This is a genomic window from Pseudomonas fluorescens (assembly GCF_902497995.1).
Lineage (GTDB): Bacteria > Pseudomonadota > Gammaproteobacteria > Pseudomonadales > Pseudomonadaceae > Aquipseudomonas > Aquipseudomonas fluorescens_BK.
In genome coordinates this window covers 216,593-235,512 of sequence record NZ_CABVII010000006.1, presented here as the reverse complement: position 1 = coordinate 235,512, position 18,920 = coordinate 216,593, and the positions used below count along the sequence as shown (strand labels likewise).

The 18,920-nt window shown below is 61.1% G+C and carries 20 protein-coding genes and 1 pseudogene; 10 read left to right on the top strand and 11 right to left on the bottom strand.

Annotation, left to right across the window (positions count from 1 at the left end; all coding sequences use genetic code 11):
• Positions 1-145: 145 nt before the first annotated feature.
• The 7 genes and pseudogenes from F8N80_RS09795 to F8N80_RS32140 form a co-directional block, all read right to left on the bottom strand.
• A complete protein-coding gene (locus F8N80_RS09795; RefSeq protein ID WP_150749160.1) occupies positions 146-697 on the bottom strand; it encodes a disulfide bond formation protein B in 552 nt (183 codons plus the stop codon).
• Between the two features lie 382 nt (positions 698-1,079).
• Entirely contained in the window at positions 1,080-2,318 is a 1,239-nt protein-coding gene (locus F8N80_RS09790; protein WP_150748712.1) for a heme biosynthesis protein HemY, read from the bottom strand.
• Positions 2,315-3,457: a uroporphyrinogen-III C-methyltransferase gene (locus F8N80_RS09785; protein WP_150783769.1), complete on the bottom strand. Its 1,143-nt coding sequence runs from the start codon at positions 3,455-3,457 to the stop codon at positions 2,315-2,317. Before F8N80_RS09785 ends, F8N80_RS09790 begins: the two co-directional genes overlap by 4 nt.
• A gap of 16 nt (positions 3,458-3,473) precedes the next feature.
• Complete coding sequence (locus F8N80_RS09780; RefSeq protein WP_150783768.1) at positions 3,474-4,241, bottom strand: uroporphyrinogen-III synthase; 768 nt, start codon at positions 4,239-4,241, stop codon at positions 3,474-3,476.
• Positions 4,238-5,179: a hydroxymethylbilane synthase gene (hemC, locus tag F8N80_RS09775; RefSeq protein WP_150783767.1), complete on the bottom strand. Its 942-nt coding sequence runs from the start codon at positions 5,177-5,179 to the stop codon at positions 4,238-4,240. Before hemC ends, F8N80_RS09780 begins: the two co-directional genes overlap by 4 nt.
• A 142-nt stretch (positions 5,180-5,321) precedes the next feature.
• Positions 5,322-6,068: a LytR/AlgR family response regulator transcription factor gene (locus tag F8N80_RS09770; RefSeq protein ID WP_150748708.1), complete on the bottom strand. Its 747-nt coding sequence runs from the start codon at positions 6,066-6,068 to the stop codon at positions 5,322-5,324.
• Positions 6,065-6,184: pseudogene (locus F8N80_RS32140) on the bottom strand (sensor histidine kinase); the annotation flags it as partial. The gene F8N80_RS09770 and the pseudogene F8N80_RS32140, both read right to left, overlap by 4 nt.
• A 343-nt stretch (positions 6,185-6,527) precedes the next feature.
• On the opposite strand from F8N80_RS32140, the gene argH reads away from it, so the two are divergent.
• Positions 6,528-7,922, top strand: a complete 1,395-nt coding sequence (gene argH / locus F8N80_RS09765; RefSeq protein ID WP_150783766.1) for an argininosuccinate lyase — start codon at positions 6,528-6,530, stop codon at positions 7,920-7,922.
• Between the two features lie 127 nt (positions 7,923-8,049).
• On the opposite strand, the gene F8N80_RS09760 is transcribed toward argH, so the two are convergent.
• Positions 8,050-8,709 (bottom strand): glutathione S-transferase family protein, encoded by a 660-nt coding sequence (locus F8N80_RS09760; protein ID WP_150783765.1) that lies wholly within the window; start codon positions 8,707-8,709, stop codon positions 8,050-8,052.
• A gap of 125 nt (positions 8,710-8,834) precedes the next feature.
• Between F8N80_RS09760 and F8N80_RS09755 the strand changes: the two genes are divergently transcribed.
• The 3 genes from F8N80_RS09755 (at position 8,835) to F8N80_RS09740 (ending at position 12,661) form a co-directional block, all read left to right on the top strand.
• Entirely contained in the window at positions 8,835-9,119 is a 285-nt protein-coding gene (locus tag F8N80_RS09755) for a hypothetical protein (RefSeq protein ID WP_150748705.1), read from the top strand.
• 228 nt (positions 9,120-9,347) lie between these two features.
• A complete protein-coding gene (locus F8N80_RS09745; RefSeq protein ID WP_150748704.1) occupies positions 9,348-9,593 on the top strand; it encodes a TIGR02647 family protein in 246 nt (81 codons plus the stop codon).
• Positions 9,594-9,814: 221 nt separating this feature from the next.
• On the top strand, positions 9,815-12,661 hold the full coding sequence (locus F8N80_RS09740; protein ID WP_150748703.1) for a class I adenylate cyclase: 2,847 nt from the start codon (positions 9,815-9,817) through the stop codon (positions 12,659-12,661).
• An 8-nt stretch (positions 12,662-12,669) separates the two neighbouring features.
• On the opposite strand, the gene rnk is transcribed toward F8N80_RS09740, so the two are convergent.
• The 3 genes from rnk to cyaY form a co-directional block, all read right to left on the bottom strand.
• The gene (gene rnk / locus F8N80_RS09735) at positions 12,670-13,080 is read right to left on the bottom strand and encodes a nucleoside diphosphate kinase regulator (protein WP_150748702.1); all 411 of its coding nucleotides are present in this window, start codon (positions 13,078-13,080) and stop codon (positions 12,670-12,672) included.
• 282 nt (positions 13,081-13,362) lie between these two features.
• Entirely contained in the window at positions 13,363-13,581 is a 219-nt protein-coding gene (locus tag F8N80_RS09730; protein ID WP_150783764.1) for a DUF1289 domain-containing protein, read from the bottom strand.
• 4 nt (positions 13,582-13,585) lie between these two features.
• On the bottom strand, positions 13,586-13,918 hold the full coding sequence (cyaY, locus tag F8N80_RS09725; protein ID WP_150748700.1) for an iron donor protein CyaY: 333 nt from the start codon (positions 13,916-13,918) through the stop codon (positions 13,586-13,588).
• A 331-nt stretch (positions 13,919-14,249) separates the two neighbouring features.
• Here cyaY and lptM point away from each other — a divergent pair, with 331 nt between their 5' ends.
• Genes lptM through F8N80_RS09695 form a run of 6 tightly spaced genes read left to right on the top strand, consistent with a single transcriptional unit; the run spans position 14,250 to position 18,860 of the window.
• Positions 14,250-14,426, top strand: coding sequence for an LPS translocon maturation chaperone LptM (gene lptM / locus F8N80_RS09720; RefSeq protein ID WP_150748699.1), 177 nt, complete (start codon positions 14,250-14,252; stop codon positions 14,424-14,426).
• 9 nt (positions 14,427-14,435) lie between these two features.
• The gene (gene lysA / locus F8N80_RS09715) at positions 14,436-15,683 is read left to right on the top strand and encodes a diaminopimelate decarboxylase (protein ID WP_150748698.1); all 1,248 of its coding nucleotides are present in this window, start codon (positions 14,436-14,438) and stop codon (positions 15,681-15,683) included.
• Positions 15,684-15,687: 4 nt separating this feature from the next.
• Complete coding sequence (gene dapF, locus F8N80_RS09710; protein WP_150748697.1) at positions 15,688-16,518, top strand: diaminopimelate epimerase; 831 nt, start codon at positions 15,688-15,690, stop codon at positions 16,516-16,518.
• A 13-nt stretch (positions 16,519-16,531) separates the two neighbouring features.
• The gene (locus tag F8N80_RS09705; protein ID WP_150783763.1) at positions 16,532-17,257 is read left to right on the top strand and encodes a DUF484 family protein; all 726 of its coding nucleotides are present in this window, start codon (positions 16,532-16,534) and stop codon (positions 17,255-17,257) included.
• Between the two features lie 2 nt (positions 17,258-17,259).
• Positions 17,260-18,159 carry a tyrosine recombinase XerC gene (gene xerC / locus F8N80_RS09700; protein ID WP_150748695.1) on the top strand — a complete coding sequence of 300 codons (900 nt, stop codon included), beginning with the start codon at positions 17,260-17,262 and terminating at the stop codon, positions 18,157-18,159.
• On the top strand, positions 18,156-18,860 hold the full coding sequence (locus tag F8N80_RS09695) for an HAD family hydrolase (RefSeq protein WP_150748694.1): 705 nt from the start codon (positions 18,156-18,158) through the stop codon (positions 18,858-18,860). Before xerC ends, F8N80_RS09695 begins: the two co-directional genes overlap by 4 nt.
• The last annotated feature ends 60 nt before the right edge of the window (positions 18,861-18,920 follow it).

Sequence of the window (18,920 nt, the reverse complement as noted above, 5' to 3'; positions counted from 1 at the left end):
CTACACCTGTCGCACACTTGAACATCAAATATCGGCCAGGCAGAGCGTCATTCGAGCAACATAATTCCAATGACACGTGCGGGCCAGATTATGCCCGCGCGACAATGGCTTCAAGGTACGCAGGAGATAAAGTTCATACAAGTGTTTAATCACCCACCAATGCCCGGTGCGACGACTCGCCGCTGAGCGGTCGCCGACACGCGGCCCAGACCAGCCGCAACAGCTGGCAAACACCCAGGATCATCATCGCGACGAAGAACAGCAGGCTCCACTCCGGAATGCTCAGGTCGAACAATGTCCAGGAAATGTGCGTGCATTCGGCCGTTCCTTCGAACATCTGCTGCACAACGAACAACCAGGGCGTGGTTGCGAACAGGTCCGCCAGATTGGGTATGCAGTTCGAAAGCCGATGCACCGGATCGCCTTGCAACAGCACCTGCCGCAACGCGGCGACCGTACCTGCCAGACTGCAGCAGAGACCGAGCAGCCAATACATGAAAGTACCGAAGCGTCCGGGACCATGCACCGAAGCCATCAGGCAGCCCCCCGTGAGCAGCGCCAGGCAAATCCGTTGCAACAGACACAACCCGCAAGGCTGGAGGCCGACTGCATATTCCAGGTAATAGGAAACACCCAGGGCCAGGGCACCTGCAATGAAAGCCATGAAAAACAAGGAGCGTGAGCAGGCCAAAGACATGGCTTTTCCGTAACAGTGGAGACAGGCGGTTACGGTAGAGTAAAGCGCGTTAGCCTTTCAAGGCAGGCCGGCAGGGACAGTTCAGCAGATGTGTAGGGAATTCCCGACAGAAGCGAGAGGATCAGGTGTAGTCCTTTGTAGGATTATTCCGCTGGCGGACTAAAAGGTAAAAATTCGCTCACCAAAGGCACACTCTGCGATATGGATTTTGCCTGTGGCGAGTTCACCCACCACAGGTTTTCTGTCAGTCATCGCTGCACGATGGTAGGAGCCGGCTTGCTGGCGAAGACGGCGTGTCAGGTAACATCAATGTAGGAGGTGATGGCCTCTTCGCTGCGGTGCGGCGATCCGACAAGCCAGCTCCTACAGGTCCCGGAACGCATCAAGCGTGGGCCGGTACCGGCAACGGCGCCGCCAGCAGGCGCTCATCCAACATGCCCAAGCCCTCCTGGAACAGCTGGTTGCTGCGCTTGGTGTCGCCCAGTTGCGCCAGCAATCGCGCCAGTTCCGCGCAAGCCTCCGGGTTGCGCTGCACGCGCAGGCTGCTCTCCAGATAGTCCCGGGCCTTGCCCCACAGACTGCTTTGCAGACACAAGCGCCCCAGGGTCAACAGCAGGCTCGGGTCGGCGGGATGATCCTTGAGCCAGCTTTCCGCGGTGTGCAGTTGACGCGCTGGATCACTGCCGCGAACCAGCCCGTACAGACGCGCCAGATGACTGTCGTACTGACGCTTGAGCGCCGTGCGCAGGACTTCTTCGGCTTCGACCTGGGCCCCCAGTTGCCGCAGTTGCTCGGCATAGGCGAGTACCAGTTGCGGCTGCTGACGCTGAGCAGAGGTGAGCTGCTGCCAGGCACGGTTGAGCGATTGCAATCCTACCGTTCCGTCCTCTTCCCGATGCGCGGCCAGGGACAGGTTTTCCCCCCAGGCCCGGCGTTCAAGTTCAGCCAGTTCGGCCGGGGGCAGGACTTTGTCCTTGCGCAGTTCCGGCAGCAGGCGAATCAGCGCCGACCAGTCGCCGCGCTGTTGATGCAGGCGCTGCAACTGGCGCAAGGTCTGGACGTTATGCGGATGACGCTCGTGCATGGCCTCCAGAGTCACCAGGGCGCCGTCGGTGTCGCCGCGATCAGTCTGTAATTGAGCGTGACTCAAGGCGATTGCCAGCTCGGCCTGAGGCTGTCGTTCGAGGGCGCGCTCCAGCAGCTTGTCGCATTCCTCATAGTGACCTTGTTCGTTCGCGGCGCGGGCAGCGCCAAGGTAGTAAAGCAGCGGTTGGCGCTCGGCTTCGGCGGCCCGATGCAGATGACGTTGTGCACTGACCCAGCGACCCTCGGCCAGGTCCAGCTGACCGTGTTCGATCGCCACTTGCACCCGGCGACTGCGATTGCGCCGCGACCAGGGATTGACCACGCCGCTGGAGGTCATCACCAATTCGATCAATGCCTTGATCCCCCAGAATACCAGCCAGAGCACAGCGACCAGGGCCAGCGTCGCCCACAGGCTCGATTCGTAGCGAAAGCTCTTGTAGGCGATCAGCACGTAGCCGGAATGCTCGGCAATCGCCAGCCCCAGTGCGGCGGCAGCGGCGATGACCAGGAACACGATCACATAGAGGCGTTTCATGGCGTAGTCTCCGGCTCGATGCGCGCGGCAGGTTTGGCCATCGGCTTGACCGAATCCTCGGCGTTGACATTACGCCGCTCCAGATAACCCTGGACCGCGCTCAGCGTACCGGTCAGATCCGGTGTGACCACGCTCACCGGCTGCTTGCTCAACTCACCCACCTGCTCAAGCATGACTTTGCTCTGAGGGTTGTCCGGGTTGAAGTTGCCCTTGAGCACGTCCCGCGCCTCGGCCATCGCCTGGGTGTAAACGGCGGCCTGGCCATTGAGTGCGGCCCACTGCGCCTGCTCCAGGGCCAGGCTCAGGGCCAGGCGCACCTGGCTCAGGCTTTGCCCTGCCAGCAACGGACGCACATTTTTGTCGGCATTGAAATCGATGCGGATGTAGCGCGAGATCTGATCCCACCATTGCGCCCAGCGACTGGCGCCATCGCCATCGGCGGTCAGGCCCAGCAAGGATTCGCCACGATCCTTGTACTCGGGCGCCAGTTCGGTGAGGCTGATCACCTGATCGCGCAGTGCCCCCAGGCGCAGGAACAGCCCGGTGCGGTCCGGTTGTTCCGTGCTGCGCAACGCCACCAGGGTTTTGGCTACCTGCTCGCGAGCGGCAAAGGAACCCGGATCGTTCTGTTCGCGCAGGATTTCATCGGCACCCTGCACCAGGGCCTGGGCGCTGCTGATGTCCTGCAACGCGGAAAGCCGCAGGCTGGCCAGACGCAACAAATGCTCGGCTTCGGCCAGGCGCCAATCCTTGCGGCTGGCGCCGAGGACGGTTTCCAGTCGCTGGTTCAGGCGTTGCTGATCGCCCTGGAGTTGGACCACCAGACGACTGCGTGCTTCAAGCTCGTCGGCGGCGGGGAGTTGTTCGAGGCGCGCAGTCAGGCGTTGCTCATTGAGCTTCAGGCTCTGCGCCTGATCGTTCAACGCCTGCACCTGATTCAGTTGCTGCTGGTTATTGGCTTGCAGGTGACGCACCTGCCAGACGCCCCATCCCCCCACGGCAACACCGGCGGCGCCCAGCAGCAGCGCGACAATGGCCAGCCCATTGCCTCGGCGCTGCACGTCAGCAGGTGGAGGCGTTTCAACCGGTGCATCAAGCACTGGCCGGATATCATCTTTAGGCAAGGCTGTTTCGCTCACGTATCCATCCTTTGCATTAGAGAACGGGTTCGGGATGCTCCCGCAACGCCGTTACCAAAGCCGCGGCACTGGCGCCACGACAATCCACAACTTTTTCGGCCCCGGCGGCACGTGCCAGCTCGGCAACCCTGGGGCTTGGAACAAACAACGGCAACCGCGCCAATTGCGGCCAGGTATCGCCGGCCAACTGCCGCAGGTGCTCAAAACCCTGTCCACTGCTGACCACCAGCCCGTTCAAGCGTTCCGCCCGGATCCGCCCAGGCAGCGCCGCTGGCGGATAATGCGGCAGTTTTCGCCGGTACAACTCCAGGTACTCGACACTAGCACCTAGCTCACGCAAACGCTCAGCCAGCAGCTCGCGCCCACCCTCCCCGCGCATGATCAGCACCCGTGGATCGGCCCGTGCGATAGCCTCGCGCAGCCTGGGAAGTTCAAGCAAGGCTTCGCTGTCATCGCCCTCGACCGGGAAGCTGACGCCCACCCCGTGAGCCTCGAAGATCTGCGCGGTCGCCGCGCCCACGCTGAACCACTGCAGGCAAGGAGGTTGCGGCCAATACTGCTCGAGCAGGTCCACAGCCATTCTGGCGGCCGGCTTGCTGACCACGATCACCGCGCAATAGCGCTCCAGGCCCTGGATCACCTCACGCATTGTGTCAGAGACAGGAATCGGATCGATCTCCAAAAGCGGCAAGCTGCTGCTGAAAATCCCCACTTGCGCCAAAGCATTGCCCAGCGCCGCTGACTCCTCCGAGGGACGTGTCAGTAACAGGCGCCAGCCAGTCACTCGTGACCTGCCTCGCCGTAGACCGCTTTCAGGATGTCGTTGGCGCCCTGGTTCAGCAGGTCTTCGGCCACTTGCACGCCCAAGGCTTCGGCATCGCTGCGTGGCGCACGGGCTTGCGCACTGAGCAGCAGGCCGCCGCTCGGATCGCCCACCAGGCCACGCAACCAGATCTGCTCGCCTTCAAGGATGGCGTAACAGGCGATCGGCACCTGGCAGCCGCCATTGAGGTGCTTGTTGAGGGCACGTTCGGCGGTGACGCGGGTGGCAGTGTCCTGATGGTGCAGCGGCGCCAGCAAGGCGTGGATGTCGCTGTCGACGCTGCGGCATTCGATGCCCACTGCGCCCTGGCCACCGGCCGGCAGACTGTCGTCGACGCTGATGGCGCAGGTGATGCGATCTTCAAAGCCGAGACGAATCAGGCCGGCGGCAGCCAGGATGATGGCGTCGTATTCGCCGGCATCGAGCTTGGCCAGCCGGGTGTTGACATTGCCGCGCAGGAAGCGGATTTCCAGGTCCGGGCGACGGGTCAGCAACTGGGCCTGGCGGCGCAGGCTGGAGGTACCGACAATGCTGCCTTGGGGCAACTCATCCAGGCTCGCGTAAGTATTGGAGACGAATGCATCGCGCGGGTCTTCGCGTTCGCAGATGCAGAACAGACCGAGGCCTTCGGGGAAGTCCATCGGCACGTCCTTCATGGAGTGCACGGCGATGTCGGCTTCGTTTTCCAGCAGCGCGGTTTCCAGCTCCTTGACGAACAGGCCCTTGCCGCCGATTTTCGACAAGGGCGAGTCGAGCAGTTTATCGCCACGACTGACCATGGGAACCAAGGTCACGAGCAGTCCGGGATGAGCCTCTTCCAGACGGGCTTTGACGTATTCGGCCTGCCACAGGGCGAGAGCACTTTTGCGGGTGGCGATGCGGATTTCGCGAGAGGACATGGATCAATCAATCCGTACTGAATAGATACGGCGGATAATAACAGCTCAGCCAAATCCACTTTGACTTGTATCGGATAATGCCTGCCCTCCCTGGCCCTGGATGTCCGGTAATCGGGTGTGAAATTCGCCTGGGACCGGCGAATTAAAGCTGTTGCATCATTTTGCGAACGCCCGCCACATGGCGGCGGCTGACGATCAGCGCGTCACCGTTCAAGCCTTTGAGGAACAGCTGGAAATGTCCCAGAGGCGTGCGTTGCAGGCGTTCGATACGCTCACGGGCGACCAGCGCATTGCGGTGGATGCGCACGAAACGATCGCCGAACTCATCTTCGAGGGCCTTGAGTGGCTCATCCAGCAGCACCTCGCCGCCTTCATGCCGCAAGGTCACGTATTTATGATCAGCAATAAAGTAGACCACCTGACCCAACGGGATCAGTTCGATACCTTTGCGGGTACGGGCGCTGATATGACTGCGAGGGCCGCTGCCACTCTCGGCAGCCGGGCGGGTCAGGGCGGCGAGCTGGACACGATTGGGGCGTTCGGCTTTCTTTAACGCTTCATGTAACTGTTCTGTACGCACAGGTTTCACCAGATAGCCTACGGCGCTTGCCTGTAAGGCTTCCACGGCAAATTCATCGGGCCCTGTGCAAAACACCACGGCGGGCGGGGTTTCGCGTTCGCACAATCGTGCAGCCACTTGCAGGCCATCGAGGCCCGGCAGGCGGATATCGAGCAACACGATATCCGGTTTGTGGCTGTCGATCAGTGCCAACGCCTCTTCGCCGTTCGTGGCGCTGGGCTCCAGGACACTGTATCCCTCGAGTTCGCCGACCATTCGGCTCAGGCGCTCGCGGGCCAGGGGTTCGTCATCAACGATCAGGACATTCATATTGCGCTGTATTCCTGCGTGAGTCTCGCACAAGGATAGCGTAGACAGGTGAAGTGACGTCCGTCACCGCGATCCACGCTAAGACTAGCGCGAGAGCCAAAAAGTGCCGCCGGTCGGACGGCTAAATTTTCATCTGGCGTGCGTTTGGCGGCCCGGGCCCGCACTGGCGAGGCATCGCCACAGGGTTTTCTGATACACAATATGAATACCCCTCTTTTTATGGTCAGCTGCAGCGCCCGGAAGTGCGCTGATCCTACTGTCCAACTGTAGACGTTTGTCGGGACGATATTGCTCAATTGAAAAATATCGTTGCGCAATTTACGTGTGGCTTGTTTCAAGTATGGACTGACGCTTCAAGAAAAAAACCTGTCGACCAGTGTCAGCGACAGGATTGGCAACCCTGTTATTATCCGCGACAGCTTTCAACGCCATCTTTCTTCAGCCGATACGAGCGAATTCATGAGCACTGACAAGACCAATCAGTCCTGGGGCGGCCGCTTCAGTGAACCCGTCGACGCCTTCGTCGCCCGCTTCACCGCCTCCGTCACCTTCGACCAGCGCCTGTATCGCCACGACATCATGGGTTCGATCGCCCACGCCACCATGCTGGCCAAGGTCGGCGTGCTGACCGATGCCGAGCGCGACAGCATCACCGATGGCCTGAAGACGATCCAGGGTGAAATCGAGGCCGGCCAGTTCGACTGGCGCATCGACCTCGAAGACGTGCACATGAACATCGAGGCGCGCCTGACCGACCGCATCGGCGTGACCGGTAAAAAGCTGCACACCGGTCGCAGCCGCAACGACCAGGTCGCTACCGATATCCGTCTGTGGCTGCGCGACGAGATTGACCTGATCCTTGCCGAAATCACCCGCCTGCAAACCGGCTTGCTGGAACAGGCCGAGCGCGAAGCCGGCAGCATCATGCCCGGTTTCACTCACCTGCAGACCGCGCAGCCCGTGACCTTCGGGCACCACATGCTGGCCTGGTTCGAAATGCTCAGCCGCGACTACGAGCGCCTGGTCGACTGCCGCAAGCGCACCAACCGCATGCCATTGGGCAGCGCCGCGCTGGCCGGCACCACCTACCCGATCGATCGCGAATACACCGCCCAACTGCTGGGCTTTGATGCCGTCGGCGGCAACTCGCTGGACAACGTGTCCGATCGTGACTTCGCCATCGAATTCTGCTCCGCGGCGAGCATCGCGATGATGCACTTGTCGCGTTTCTCCGAAGAACTGGTGCTGTGGACCAGCGCCCAGTTCCAGTTCATCGATCTGCCGGACCGTTTCTGCACCGGCAGCTCGATCATGCCGCAAAAGAAAAACCCGGACGTACCCGAGCTGGTGCGTGGCAAGACCGGCCGCGTGTTCGGCGCGCTGATGGGCCTGCTGACCCTGATGAAAGGCCAGCCTCTGGCCTACAACAAGGACAACCAGGAAGACAAGGAACCGCTGTTCGACGCCGCCGACACGCTGCGCGATTCGCTGCGGGCCTTTGCCGATATGATCCCGGCGATCAAACCCAAGCACGCGATGATGCGCGAAGCGGCCCTGCGCGGGTTCTCCACCGCCACCGACCTGGCCGACTACCTGGTGCGTCGTGGCCTGCCGTTCCGTGACTGCCACGAAATCGTTGGCCATGCGGTGAAGTACGGCGTGGAAAGCGGCAAGGACCTGGCGGAAATGAGCCTGCAGGAGCTGCGCAAGTTCAGTGACCAGATCGATCAGGACGTGTTCGCCGTGTTGACCCTGGAAGGCTCGGTGAACGCCCGCGACCATATCGGCGGGACTGCGCCGGCGCAGGTCACGAAGGCAGTGGCGCGCGGTCACGCATTGCTCGCCAGCCGCTAAAAGCTAAAAGCTTCGCGAGCAAGCCCGCTCCCACATTTGATCTGTGTCGTACACAAAATCTGTGAACAACACGGTCCAATGTGGGAGCGGGCTTGCTCGCGAAAGCGATTTCAAAAACGCTAAAAACCTACCTCTTGGACGCAACCATCGCCATAAACGCTGGCATCGCCGCTTCCTTGTCCGCCGCGATCCGCTGCACGTTCGGATTCTGCTCCAGCCGCTCCAGCAACGCCTTGGCCGCCGGCATCTCAGCCAGCAGATCGATATCGAACAGCTTCTTCCCCACCGCACAGGCCAACGGCACGCTGTACAGGAAATACAAATCCGCAATGCTCAGGCTGTCACCTGCCACGTACGGGGCGAATTTGCCGTGCCTGGCCAGCGAGGCAAAGCCCAGCAGCAACTCGGCTTTGGTCTTGTCCTTGATCGCGTCCGGCACGGTCATGCCAAAGAACGCTTCGCCATAGCAGGCACGCCCCGGCAATTCGATGTACAGCTCGATTTCCTTGGCCAGCGCCAGAATCTGCGCCCGCTCGAAAGGATCGCTCGGCAGCAGCGGCGTGCCTTTCTGGCTCTGCTCGATGTATTCCAGAATCACGCTGGTTTCATTGATAAAACCTTGCTCGTCCCGCAGCACCGGAACCTTTGCGCGCGGACTGATCGTCAGCGCTTCGGGGCTTTGACCGGCATAAAACGGCACCTCTTCAAACGGCAATCCCTTCTCCAGCAACGCCAGCTTGACCATGTTGTAGTAGTTGCTGACACAAAATCCATAAAGCTTGAGCATCACATAGCCTCCAGGCCGTGCAAGGGGTTGGCAACGCCAGTTATAGAACGCCCGGGCGCTTCTTGCCAGCAGCATCACAGCGCTGAATGCAGGTAAACTGGCGGTCTTTCCTTGAGGAGCCTGCCATGAGCGAGCAAAACGATATTGATATCGACGACGAAGAGTTCGCCGAAAACACCCTGATCGAAGCCATCGAAAACCAGATCGAAAGCGACAATCCACCGGCCGCCAAGGCGACCTTCAACAAGCTGACCCTGGTGGGTTACGAGCGTGAGGAAATCCTCAATCTGATGGCCCATGTCCTGGCGGTGGAAATCGATGCGATCCTCGAAGAAGACCGCGCGTTCAACACCGAATGGTACGAAACAGCGCTGCGTGCTCTTCCAGAGCTGCCACCGGAAAAGAAGTAACCCCCGCCCCCCGACCGTAGGAGCGAGGCTTGCCCGCGAAGAACGATAACGCGGTTCCTCAGGCATACCGCGGTGAAGCCTTCGCGGGCAAGCCTCGCTCCTACAGCCCCCCAATCGGGAAATGCCGGCCGAGTTGAAAAAACCCTGTCGCGAGCACTGGACATGCGGCACGAGTGGGCTCACCTTAGGGGCGCTTGTCGTCCAATTCCTAGAAAGTCTGGAGTCCTTATGTCGCTTACCCCTGAGTTGGTTGCCGAACTGGAAATCCTCGCACTCTTCAACCTGGACAGTTCCCAGGAAGGTTTGAAAATTCATCAGACCGCTGCCCCGAAAGCCATTGCCGCCGCCCAACGCCTGTACGAGAAAGACCTGATCGACCAGCCCGATGGCGGATACCTGACCAGCCTGGGCCGTGATGCCGCGCAAAATATACAAACCGTTCTGACTATTCTGAGCGTCCAGGAAACAGCCTGAGTTTCACCGCGTCGCCCACGGAAACCCCTGTTACGGGATTTCCGCGGGCACACCTGCTTACCGGCATGGCTACCTGCCGGCTACCTGCCGCGCTCAACGATAGAAATCTGACGCCAGGAAAACAAAAAAAATCAGCTTAAAAGTCCCGGGGCCGAGGCGCTAAACTGCCCCTCATCCTGAGGCCTTCCACGTCCGGGCCAATCGAGCCGGTTTGAGCTGACATGACCCGCACCCATGAAATCCGCCCCGACCTGGAAGAAGGCATCGACCGTAAGGTTCTGAGCCAACTGCGTGCACGGTTCCTGAAGCTCAATGAGGGCCGCATGGCGCGCGCCATGGGAGGGCTTTCAACCCGCCAGCAAGGCGTGCTGACCCTGCTGCCGCTGTTTTTTCACGTCAATCATCCGCTGCTGCCAGGTTACGTTTCGGGCAGCACGCCGGCCGGATTGTCGAACTACGACCCGGACGCCAACGTCCTCGCCGAAGCCCAGCGCCTCACCCGCTCGTTTTCCTATAAACCGCGCCACGGCAGCAATCCGCCCCGACCGATTCACGGCCTGTTCCTGATGGGCAGCCTCGGTACCCTGGCCCAGGCCGATCAGAGCGACATGGACGTATGGGTCTGTCACGCACCGGATTTGAGCGAAAGCGAACTGACCGAGCTGCGTAAAAAGTGCCAACTGCTCGAAACCTGGGCCATCAGCCAAGGCGCCGAGGCGCATTTTTTCCTGATCGACCCGGCCCGCTTCGTGCTCGGCGAGCGCGACAATCAACTGAGCTCGGAAGACTGCGGCAGCACCCAGCACTATCTGCTGCTGGACGAGTTCTACCGCACCGCGATCTGGTTGGCCGGACGCACGCCCATCTGGTGGCTGGTACCGGTTTACGAAGAGGTCGCCTACGAACGCTACACCCACGCATTGCTGTCCAAACGCTTCATTCGAGCCGACGAAACCCTGGACCTGGGGCCCCTGGCGTACATTCCGCCCGGCGAATTCATCGGCGCCGGGCTGTGGCAGTTATTCAAGGGCATCGAATCGCCGTACAAGTCGGTGCTCAAGCTACTGCTGACCGAGGTCTATGCCAGCGAACACCCCCAAGTCCAGTGCCTCAGCCTGCGCTTCAAACACGCCGTATTCGCCAACCAGCTCGACCTCGATGAGCTGGATCCCTACGTCATGCTTTACCGACGCCTCGAGGAATACCTCAGCGCCCGTGACGAGCCGGAACGGCTGGAGCTGGTGCGGCGCGCGCTGTATTTGAAGGTGAATCGCAAGCTTACCGGCAGCAGCAGTCGCAGCGGGAGCTGGCAACGTTCGCTGCTTGAGCGCCTGGCCCACGAATGGCACTGGGATCAGCGCCAGTTGGCCCTGCTCGATAGCCGCAGCCAGTGGAAGGTTCGTCAAGTCGGCGCTGAGCGCCGAGCCTTGGTCAATGAGCTCACTTACAGCTACCGCTTCCTGACCCGGTTCGCCCGCCATGAACACACCGTCAGCCTGATCAACAAACGCGAGCTCAACGTGCTGGGTCGACGGCTGTATGCGGCCTTCGAGCGCAAGGCGAACAAGGTCGAGTTCATCAACCCGGGCATCGCCCCGGACCTGGCCGAAGACACCCTGACCCTGGTGCAGGCGCCGGACAAGAAAGAGTCCGGACAAACTCAATGGGGTTTGTATAACGGCAGCCTGACCGCCCATGAGTGGGAGCATTTCGCGCCGATCAAGCGCAGCCGCCAACTGCTGGAACTGCTGACCTGGTGCCACCGCAATGGCGTCATCGACAGCAGCACCCGCCTGGCCTTGCATCCCGGCAGCAGCGACCTGAGCGAATTCGAACTGTTCAACCTGCTCGGCTGCCTGCAACAGAGCATCGCCCTGCCCCTGGCGCCCGTCGCCGAAGAACCGCTATTGCGCGCGAGTGTGCCGAACGAAGTGCTGATCCTGGTAAACGTCGGCATCGATCCGCTCAAGCACCACCGCGACCTGAATATCCTGATGACCACCGAGCGTACCGATTCCCTGAGTTATGCCGGGGTTCGGGAAAACCTGGTGCTGACCCTGGACCAGGTCACGCTCAACAGCTGGAACGAGGTACTGATCAGCCGTTTTGATGGCCCCCACGCCTTGCTCGCCTGCGTACGTGATTACCTCAACAACCTGCCGAAGGGGCTGCCACAGCCCAGGCTGCGGGTTCATTGCTTCTGCCACAACCGTGCGCAATTCATCGCCCGGCGGGTCGAAGAAATTATCGACACCGCGCAGAACCTGCTGCTGAGCGAACTCAATCAGCGCTACCTGATTCAGGTCCAGCAGCATTTCCACGTGCTGGAACTGGTGCCCGGCCATGTCAACCACGTCGTCCTCGCCTCGCTGCCGGCGCTGGTCGAATACCTGGGCGCAGACCTCGCCAGCTACAGCCCGTTGCACCTGGACCCGATGGCACTTGAAGACCAGGATCTGGCGCTGGTATTGCCGATGGGGCAGCCCGAATGCGTTCAGGTGTTCTACCGGACCAGCGAGTTCCACGCCCATCTGTACGTACTGGATGAATTCAATGCCCTGTGGCACCAACGTGTGCCCTACCGCGATGAGCAAAGCCTGCTAGTGCCGTTGCACAGATTCCTGCAATCGATCCAATTCCGGCGCGACGCCTTGCTGCCGATGGACGCGGCCCAGCCCCTGAGCCGGGACACCTTGTATTTCCAGCTACTGCCTTCGGGCCCCGTGCGGGCCCGTCGGGTCGAAGCCCGGCCGGCGCCGCAAACCCCGGCCAACGAACCGTTCTACGACGTGCAGGCGATCGTCGGCAAAACCGCACCGGGGCAGGTGCAGGTCACGTTGTATTGCAATCAGCGGGAGTATTCAGAGCTGGAACATGGCGACCAGCTGTTCAGCGTGGTCGTCAGGGAAATCGTCGGGCAGCGTCGCGAGACCGCGCGCTACCGTTGCTACATCACCGACCTGGACCTGTCCGGCCTGCTCGGTGATGGTCAGCATTCAAGCAATCTGTATTTGCGCTACAAGGCCGATCTGGAGCGCGCATTGAACGAAGCGCTCGAGCAGATCTGAGGGGCATGTCATTCCGGGAAGGCGCCGCCATTGGCAGGCTGTGATTCGACTTCCAGCAGGGTCAGCTTGAGGGTCTTGCCGCCCGGAGCCGGCCAATCGATATGCTGGCCAACCTTGAGGCCGAGCAATGCGCTGCCTACCGGCGCCAGAATGGAAATCTTGCCTTCGTCGGCATTGGCATCCTTGGGGTAAACCAGCGTCAGGTGGTAATCCTTGCCGCTGCTCTCTTCACGGCAATGCACACGGGAATTCATGGTCACGACATCGGCGGGCACTTCATCGTGACCGACCAGGGTATCGGCGCGATCCAGTTCGGTTTGCAGCGCGATAACGCCCGGCAGCGTGTCATCCAGGCTGTCGATCAGGCGCTCCAGACGTTGTACGTCCAGACGGGTAAGGGTGATGGAAGGTGCGGTCATGATCAGGGCAGACTCCTTTCTTCTGCACGAAAAAAGCAAAACCCCGCCAGAAAAAGGCGGGGTTTTCACGAGCCTCGATGGGTTGAGGCGTACCCGGACACTACCACAGCTCAATAAATATACAAGTGAGCGGCGACCACGGCCCCGACAGAGGAAATTGCAGGCGGGCGAAGTAGCAACCCTGTGGGAGCGGGCTTGCTCGCGAATGCGGTGTATCAGTCGACATCAATTTTGCCTGTCACACCGCATTCGCGAGCAAGCCCGCTCCCACATGGTTATGCGTCAGGCGCAGGATTTGCGCTGGGCAGCCTGGGCGCAGATAACCCGCCGGCGCTCGTCATCCGCCGAGCGCCATTCGCGGATGTCTTCGACGTGGCGAAAACACCCGAGGCAGACCTTCTGCTCATCCAGCCGACATACACCGCTGCACGGCGAAGGCACCGCCGGGCTGACATTGCTGTAGAGCGGCTTGGGCGGACGAACGAGCGCAGGCTGGGTCACGGTCTCACAGGCCTTCGAAATCGAGTTCGACGTCAGCCTGCAGCTTGACGATGCGCTCGAGCATTTCGCCCAATTGCTCTTCGCTCTTGTCGCACATCCAGCGTTCGCTTTCTTCGTCATAGTCGAAGTGGAAGCCACCGGACACTGCCGCCAGCCACAGCTGACGCAACGGCTCCTGGCGGCTGAAGATCAGCGCCGTGCCGTTTTCGAACTTGACGGTCAGCACACCGGCCGAACTTTCCAGATCGATATCCAGGTCACTCTCGTCAAAAATATCCTCCAACGATTGCTGGGTGGCATCGACCAGATCGTGGAAACGGGCTTCGGTCAAACTCATTGCGGCAACCTCGAAAAAGTGTCTACTCACGCTCAAGCGCCGCAAGATACGGGCGAGCCACGGCGAATGCAAAGGATAACGATCAACAGCCAATATAGGTACATCAAACACGTTCCCTGTGGGAGCGGGCTTGCTCGCGAAGGCGGCGTGTCAGGCAGCATCAATGTCGACTGACACTCCACCTTCGCGAGCAAGCCCGCTCCCACAGGGGATTTCACCTGGCTGGCAGGCAGCAGCCCAAGCCCCGCCAGACGGGAGCCCCGTCGCATAGGCAAGCTGCCGGGTGGCCGGTATACTCCGGCGCAATTAATGCATTTTCAAGGATTTCGCCATGAAGCGCCTGATCTCTTCCCTTGCTGCGCTCGCCGCGGTCGCCTGCCTTGTGTCGGCCTGCGGTCAAAAAGGCCCGCTGTACCTGCCTGATGAGAACCAGGATCCTGTCGAGCAGGCCAAGTCATCGCAACAGCAGCCTGCGTCTAAAGCACACAAGCACGACGTCTACCAATAAGGGAACATCATGAACGCTTTTAACTACCGTGACGGTGAGCTGTTCGCGGAAGGTGTTGCCCTGTCCGCCATCGCCGAACGCTTTGGCACACCGACTTACGTCTACTCTCGCGCACACATCGAAGCCCAGTACCTGGCGTTCGCCGATGCGCTGGCCGGCATGCCGCACCTGGTGTGTTTTGCGGTCAAGGCCAACTCCAACCTGGGTGTACTGAATGTCCTGGCGCGTCTGGGCGCCGGTTTCGACATCGTCTCCCGTGGCGAGCTGGAGCGCGTATTGGCTGCTGGCGGCAGCGCCGACAAGATCGTGTTCTCCGGCGTCGGCAAGACCCGTGACGACATGCGTCGCGCCCTGGAAGTCGGCGTGCATTGCTTCAACGTCGAATCCACCGACGAGCTGGAGCGCCTGCAGGTTGTCGCCGCCGAGCTGGGCGTGCGCGCACCGATCTCGCTGCGTGTGAACCCGGACGTCGATGCCGGCACGCATCCGTACATCTCCACCGGTCTTAAAGAGAACAAGTTCGGCATCGCCATCGCCGACGCCGAAGATGTGTACATCCGCGCCGCGCAGCTGCCCAACCTGGAAGTGGTCGGCGTCGATTGCCACATCGGCTCGCAACTGACCACCCTGCCGCCCTTTATCGATGCCCTCGACCGCCTGCTGGGCCTGGTCGACCGCCTCGGCGAGTGCGGGATCTACCTGCATCACATCGATCTCGGTGGTGGTCTGGGCGTGCGTTATCGCGATGAGGAGCCGCCCTTGGCTGCCGACTACATCAAAGCCGTGCGCGAACGTCTCGACGGTCGTGACCTGGCGCTGGTGTTCGAGCCGGGCCGTTTTGTCGTCGCCAACGCCGGCGTACTGCTGACCCAGGTCGAGTACCTCAAGCACACCGAACACAAAGATTTCGCCATCGTCGACGCGGCCATGAACGACCTGATCCGCCCGGCGCTGTACCAGGCCTGGATGGACGTCACCGCCGTGCGCCCGCGCAATACCGCGGCCCGCGCCTACGACATCGTCGGGCCGATCTGCGAGACCGGCGACTTCCTGGCCAAGGATCGTCAGCTGGCCCTGGAAGAAGGCGACCTGCTGGCCGTGCATTCGGCCGGCGCCTATGGGTTTGTCATGAGTTCCAACTACAACACCCGCGGCCGTGCCGCCGAAGTGTTGGTGGACGGTGATCAGGCATTTGAAGTGCGTCGCCGTGAGACGGTAGCCGAGTTGTTCGCTGGCGAAAGCCTGCTGCCGGAGTAAAACCATGCTGCTGCGTTTTACCAAGATGCACGGCCTGGGCAATGACTTCATGGTCCTCGACCTGGTCAGCCAGCACGCGCATATTTTGCCCAAACATGCAAAGCAATGGGGCGATCGGCACACGGGCATCGGTTTCGACCAGTTGCTGATCGTCGAAGCACCGAGCAACCCGGAGGTGGATTTCCGTTATCGGATCTTCAACTCCGACGGCTCCGAAGTGGAACAGTGCGGCAACGGTGCGCGCTGCTTCGCCCGCTTCGTGCTCGACAAGCGCCTGACCGCGAAACGGCAGATCCGTGTCGAGACCAAAAGCGGCATCATCGAACTGGATATTCGCAGCGACGGCCAGATCAGTGTCAACATGGGCGCGCCGCGCCTGGTGCCGGCCGACATTCCGTTCGACGCGCCGGAACAGGCCCTGAATTATCGGGTTGACGTCGAGGGTACGGCGATCGAATTGGCCGCCGTGTCCATGGGCAATCCCCATGCCGTGCTGCGGGTCAGCGACATCAACAACGCACCGGTGCATGAACTGGGGCCGAAAATCGAACACCATCCGCGCTTTCCGTCGCGGGTCAATGTCGGTTTTCTCCAGGTCATCGACCGCAATCGTGCGCAGTTGCGCGTCTGGGAACGTGGGGCCGGGGAAACCCAGGCTTGCGGAACCGGCGCCTGTGCTGCCGCAGTGGCCGCGATCAGCCAGGGGTGGATGGATTCGCCCCTATTGATCGACCTGCCTGGCGGGCGTCTGTCCATTGAATGGGCAGGCCCAGGCCAACCGGTAATGATGACCGGCCCGGCAGTGCGCGTTTATGAAGGACAAGTGCGTCTTTGAGAGAGTCAAATCCATGAAAGATAAGCCTCAGGTTCCCGCCCTACAGCCCGACGAATCCCCTTCCGAAAGCCTTGAGGCGGCGGCGATTGCCGCGTACCTGGAGGCTCATCCGGATTTCTTCGTCGAGCACGAAGAATTGCTCCCTGCCTTGCGCATTCCGCACCAGCGCGGCGACACCGTGTCCCTGGTCGAACGCCAGATGACCATCCTGCGCGACCGCAACATCGAGTTGCGTCATCGCCTCTCGCATTTGATGGACGTGGCTCGCGACAACGACCGCCTCTTCGACAAGACCCGCCGCCTGATTCTCGCGCTGATGGATGCCACCAGCCTGGAAGACGTGGTGATCAGCGTCGAAGACAGCCTGCGCCAGGACTTCCAGGTGCCCTTTGTCAGCCTGATCCTGCTGGGTGACAACCCGATGCCGGTCGGCCGCTGGGTGACCCATGCCGACGCGCAAACGGCCATTGGCGGCTTGCTCTCGGAAAACAAAAGCGTCAGCGGCAGCCTGCGTGAGCACGAACTGGACTTCCTGTTCGGCGAAGAACAGCGCAAGCAGATCGGCTCCACCGCCGTGGTTGCCATCAACCATCAAGGCATCCATGGCGTACTGGCCATCGCCAGCCGCGATCCGCAACACTACAAGAGTTCGGTGGGCACGCTGTTCCTCAGCTACATCGCCGAAGTCATGGGGCGCGTGCTGCCACGGGTCAACAGCTCCCTGCGCACGGTACGCTGATCGTGGAACGGCAACTGGACGCTTACTGCGAACACCTGCGCAGTGAGCGCCAGGTGTCGCCCCACACGCTGTACGCCTACCGCCGCGACCTCGACAAAGTGCTGGGCTGGTGCGTCAAACAGAACATCGACAGTTGGGCCGCCCTGGACATCCAGCGCCTGCGCAGCCTGATCGCTCGCTTGCACGCCCAAGGCCAATCTTCCCGCAGCCTGGCGCGGCTACTCTCGGCAGTGCGCGGGCTGTATCACTATCTGAACCGAGAAGGTCTTTGTGACCACGATCCGGCCAACGGTCTGGCACCGCCCAAGGGCGAACGCCGCCTGCCGAAAACCCTCGATACCGACCGCGCGCTGCAATTGCTGGAAGGCGCGGTGGAAGATGACTTTCTGGCGCGTCGTGACCAGGCGATTCTGGAGTTGTTCTATTCCTCTGGATTGCGCCTTTCGGAGCTGACCGGGCTCAATCTCGATCAGCTGGACCTGGCGGACGGGATGGTCCAGGTGCTCGGCAAGGGCAGCAAGACGCGGCTGTTGCCCATCGGCAAGAAAGCGCGCGAAGCGCTGGAGCAGTGGCTGCCATTGCGGGCGATGACCAACCCGACGGACGATGCGGTGTTTGTCAGCCAGCAAGGTCGCCGCCTCGGCCCCCGGGCGATTCAGGTGCGGGTCAAGGCCGCTGGCGAACGCGAGCTGGGACAGAACCTGCACCCGCACATGTTGCGGCATTCCTTTGCCAGCCATTTGCTGGAATCCTCACAGGATCTGCGAGCGGTACAAGAGCTGCTCGGCCACTCGGACATCAAGACCACCCAGATCTACACCCACCTGGATTTCCAGCACCTGGCCACGGTTTACGACAGCGCCCACCCACGGGCCAAACGCATTAAAGGCGATGATTCATGACCATCCAATTGATCACCTTCGACCTCGACGACACCCTGTGGGACACCGCCCCGGTGATCGTCAGTGCCGAAGCCGTATTGCGTGAATGGCTGACCGAGCACGCCCCCCATCTGGGTGCGCTGCCGGTGGAGCATTTGTGGACGATTCGCGAACGGATTCTGAGCAGCGAACCGAGCCTCAAGCACCGCATCAGCGCCCTGCGTCGGCGGGTGCTGTTCCACGCGCTGGAAGAAGCCGGCTACGACCATGGCCAGGCGTCGGATCTGGCTGACGAGGGCTTTGAAGTGTTTTTGCATGCACGGCATCAGATCGAAGTTTTCCCTGAAGTCGAACCGACACTGGAGACTTTGGCCAAGCACTACGCCTTGGGCGTGGTCACCAATGGCAACGCCGATGTGCGCCGATTAGGACTGGCGGATTACTTCAAGTTTGCTTTGTGCGCTGAAGACATCGGCATCGCCAAACCCGACGCGCGACTGTTTCATGAGGCGTTGCAGCGTGGCGGGGCAACGGCTGAGACCGCGGTGCATATCGGTGATCATCCTGGGGATGACATTGCCGGTGCCCAGCAGGCGGGGTTACGGGCGATCTGGTTTAACCCGACGGGCAAAGCCTGGGAAGCGGATCGTTTGCCGGACGCGGAGATTCGTAGCCTGCGCGATTTGCCGGCGTTGCTGGCGCGCTGGAACTCGGTTTCGTAGCGTCTTCGAGATCGCCTTCGCGGGCAAGCCTCGCTCCTACAGGATTTTCGCAAATATCGC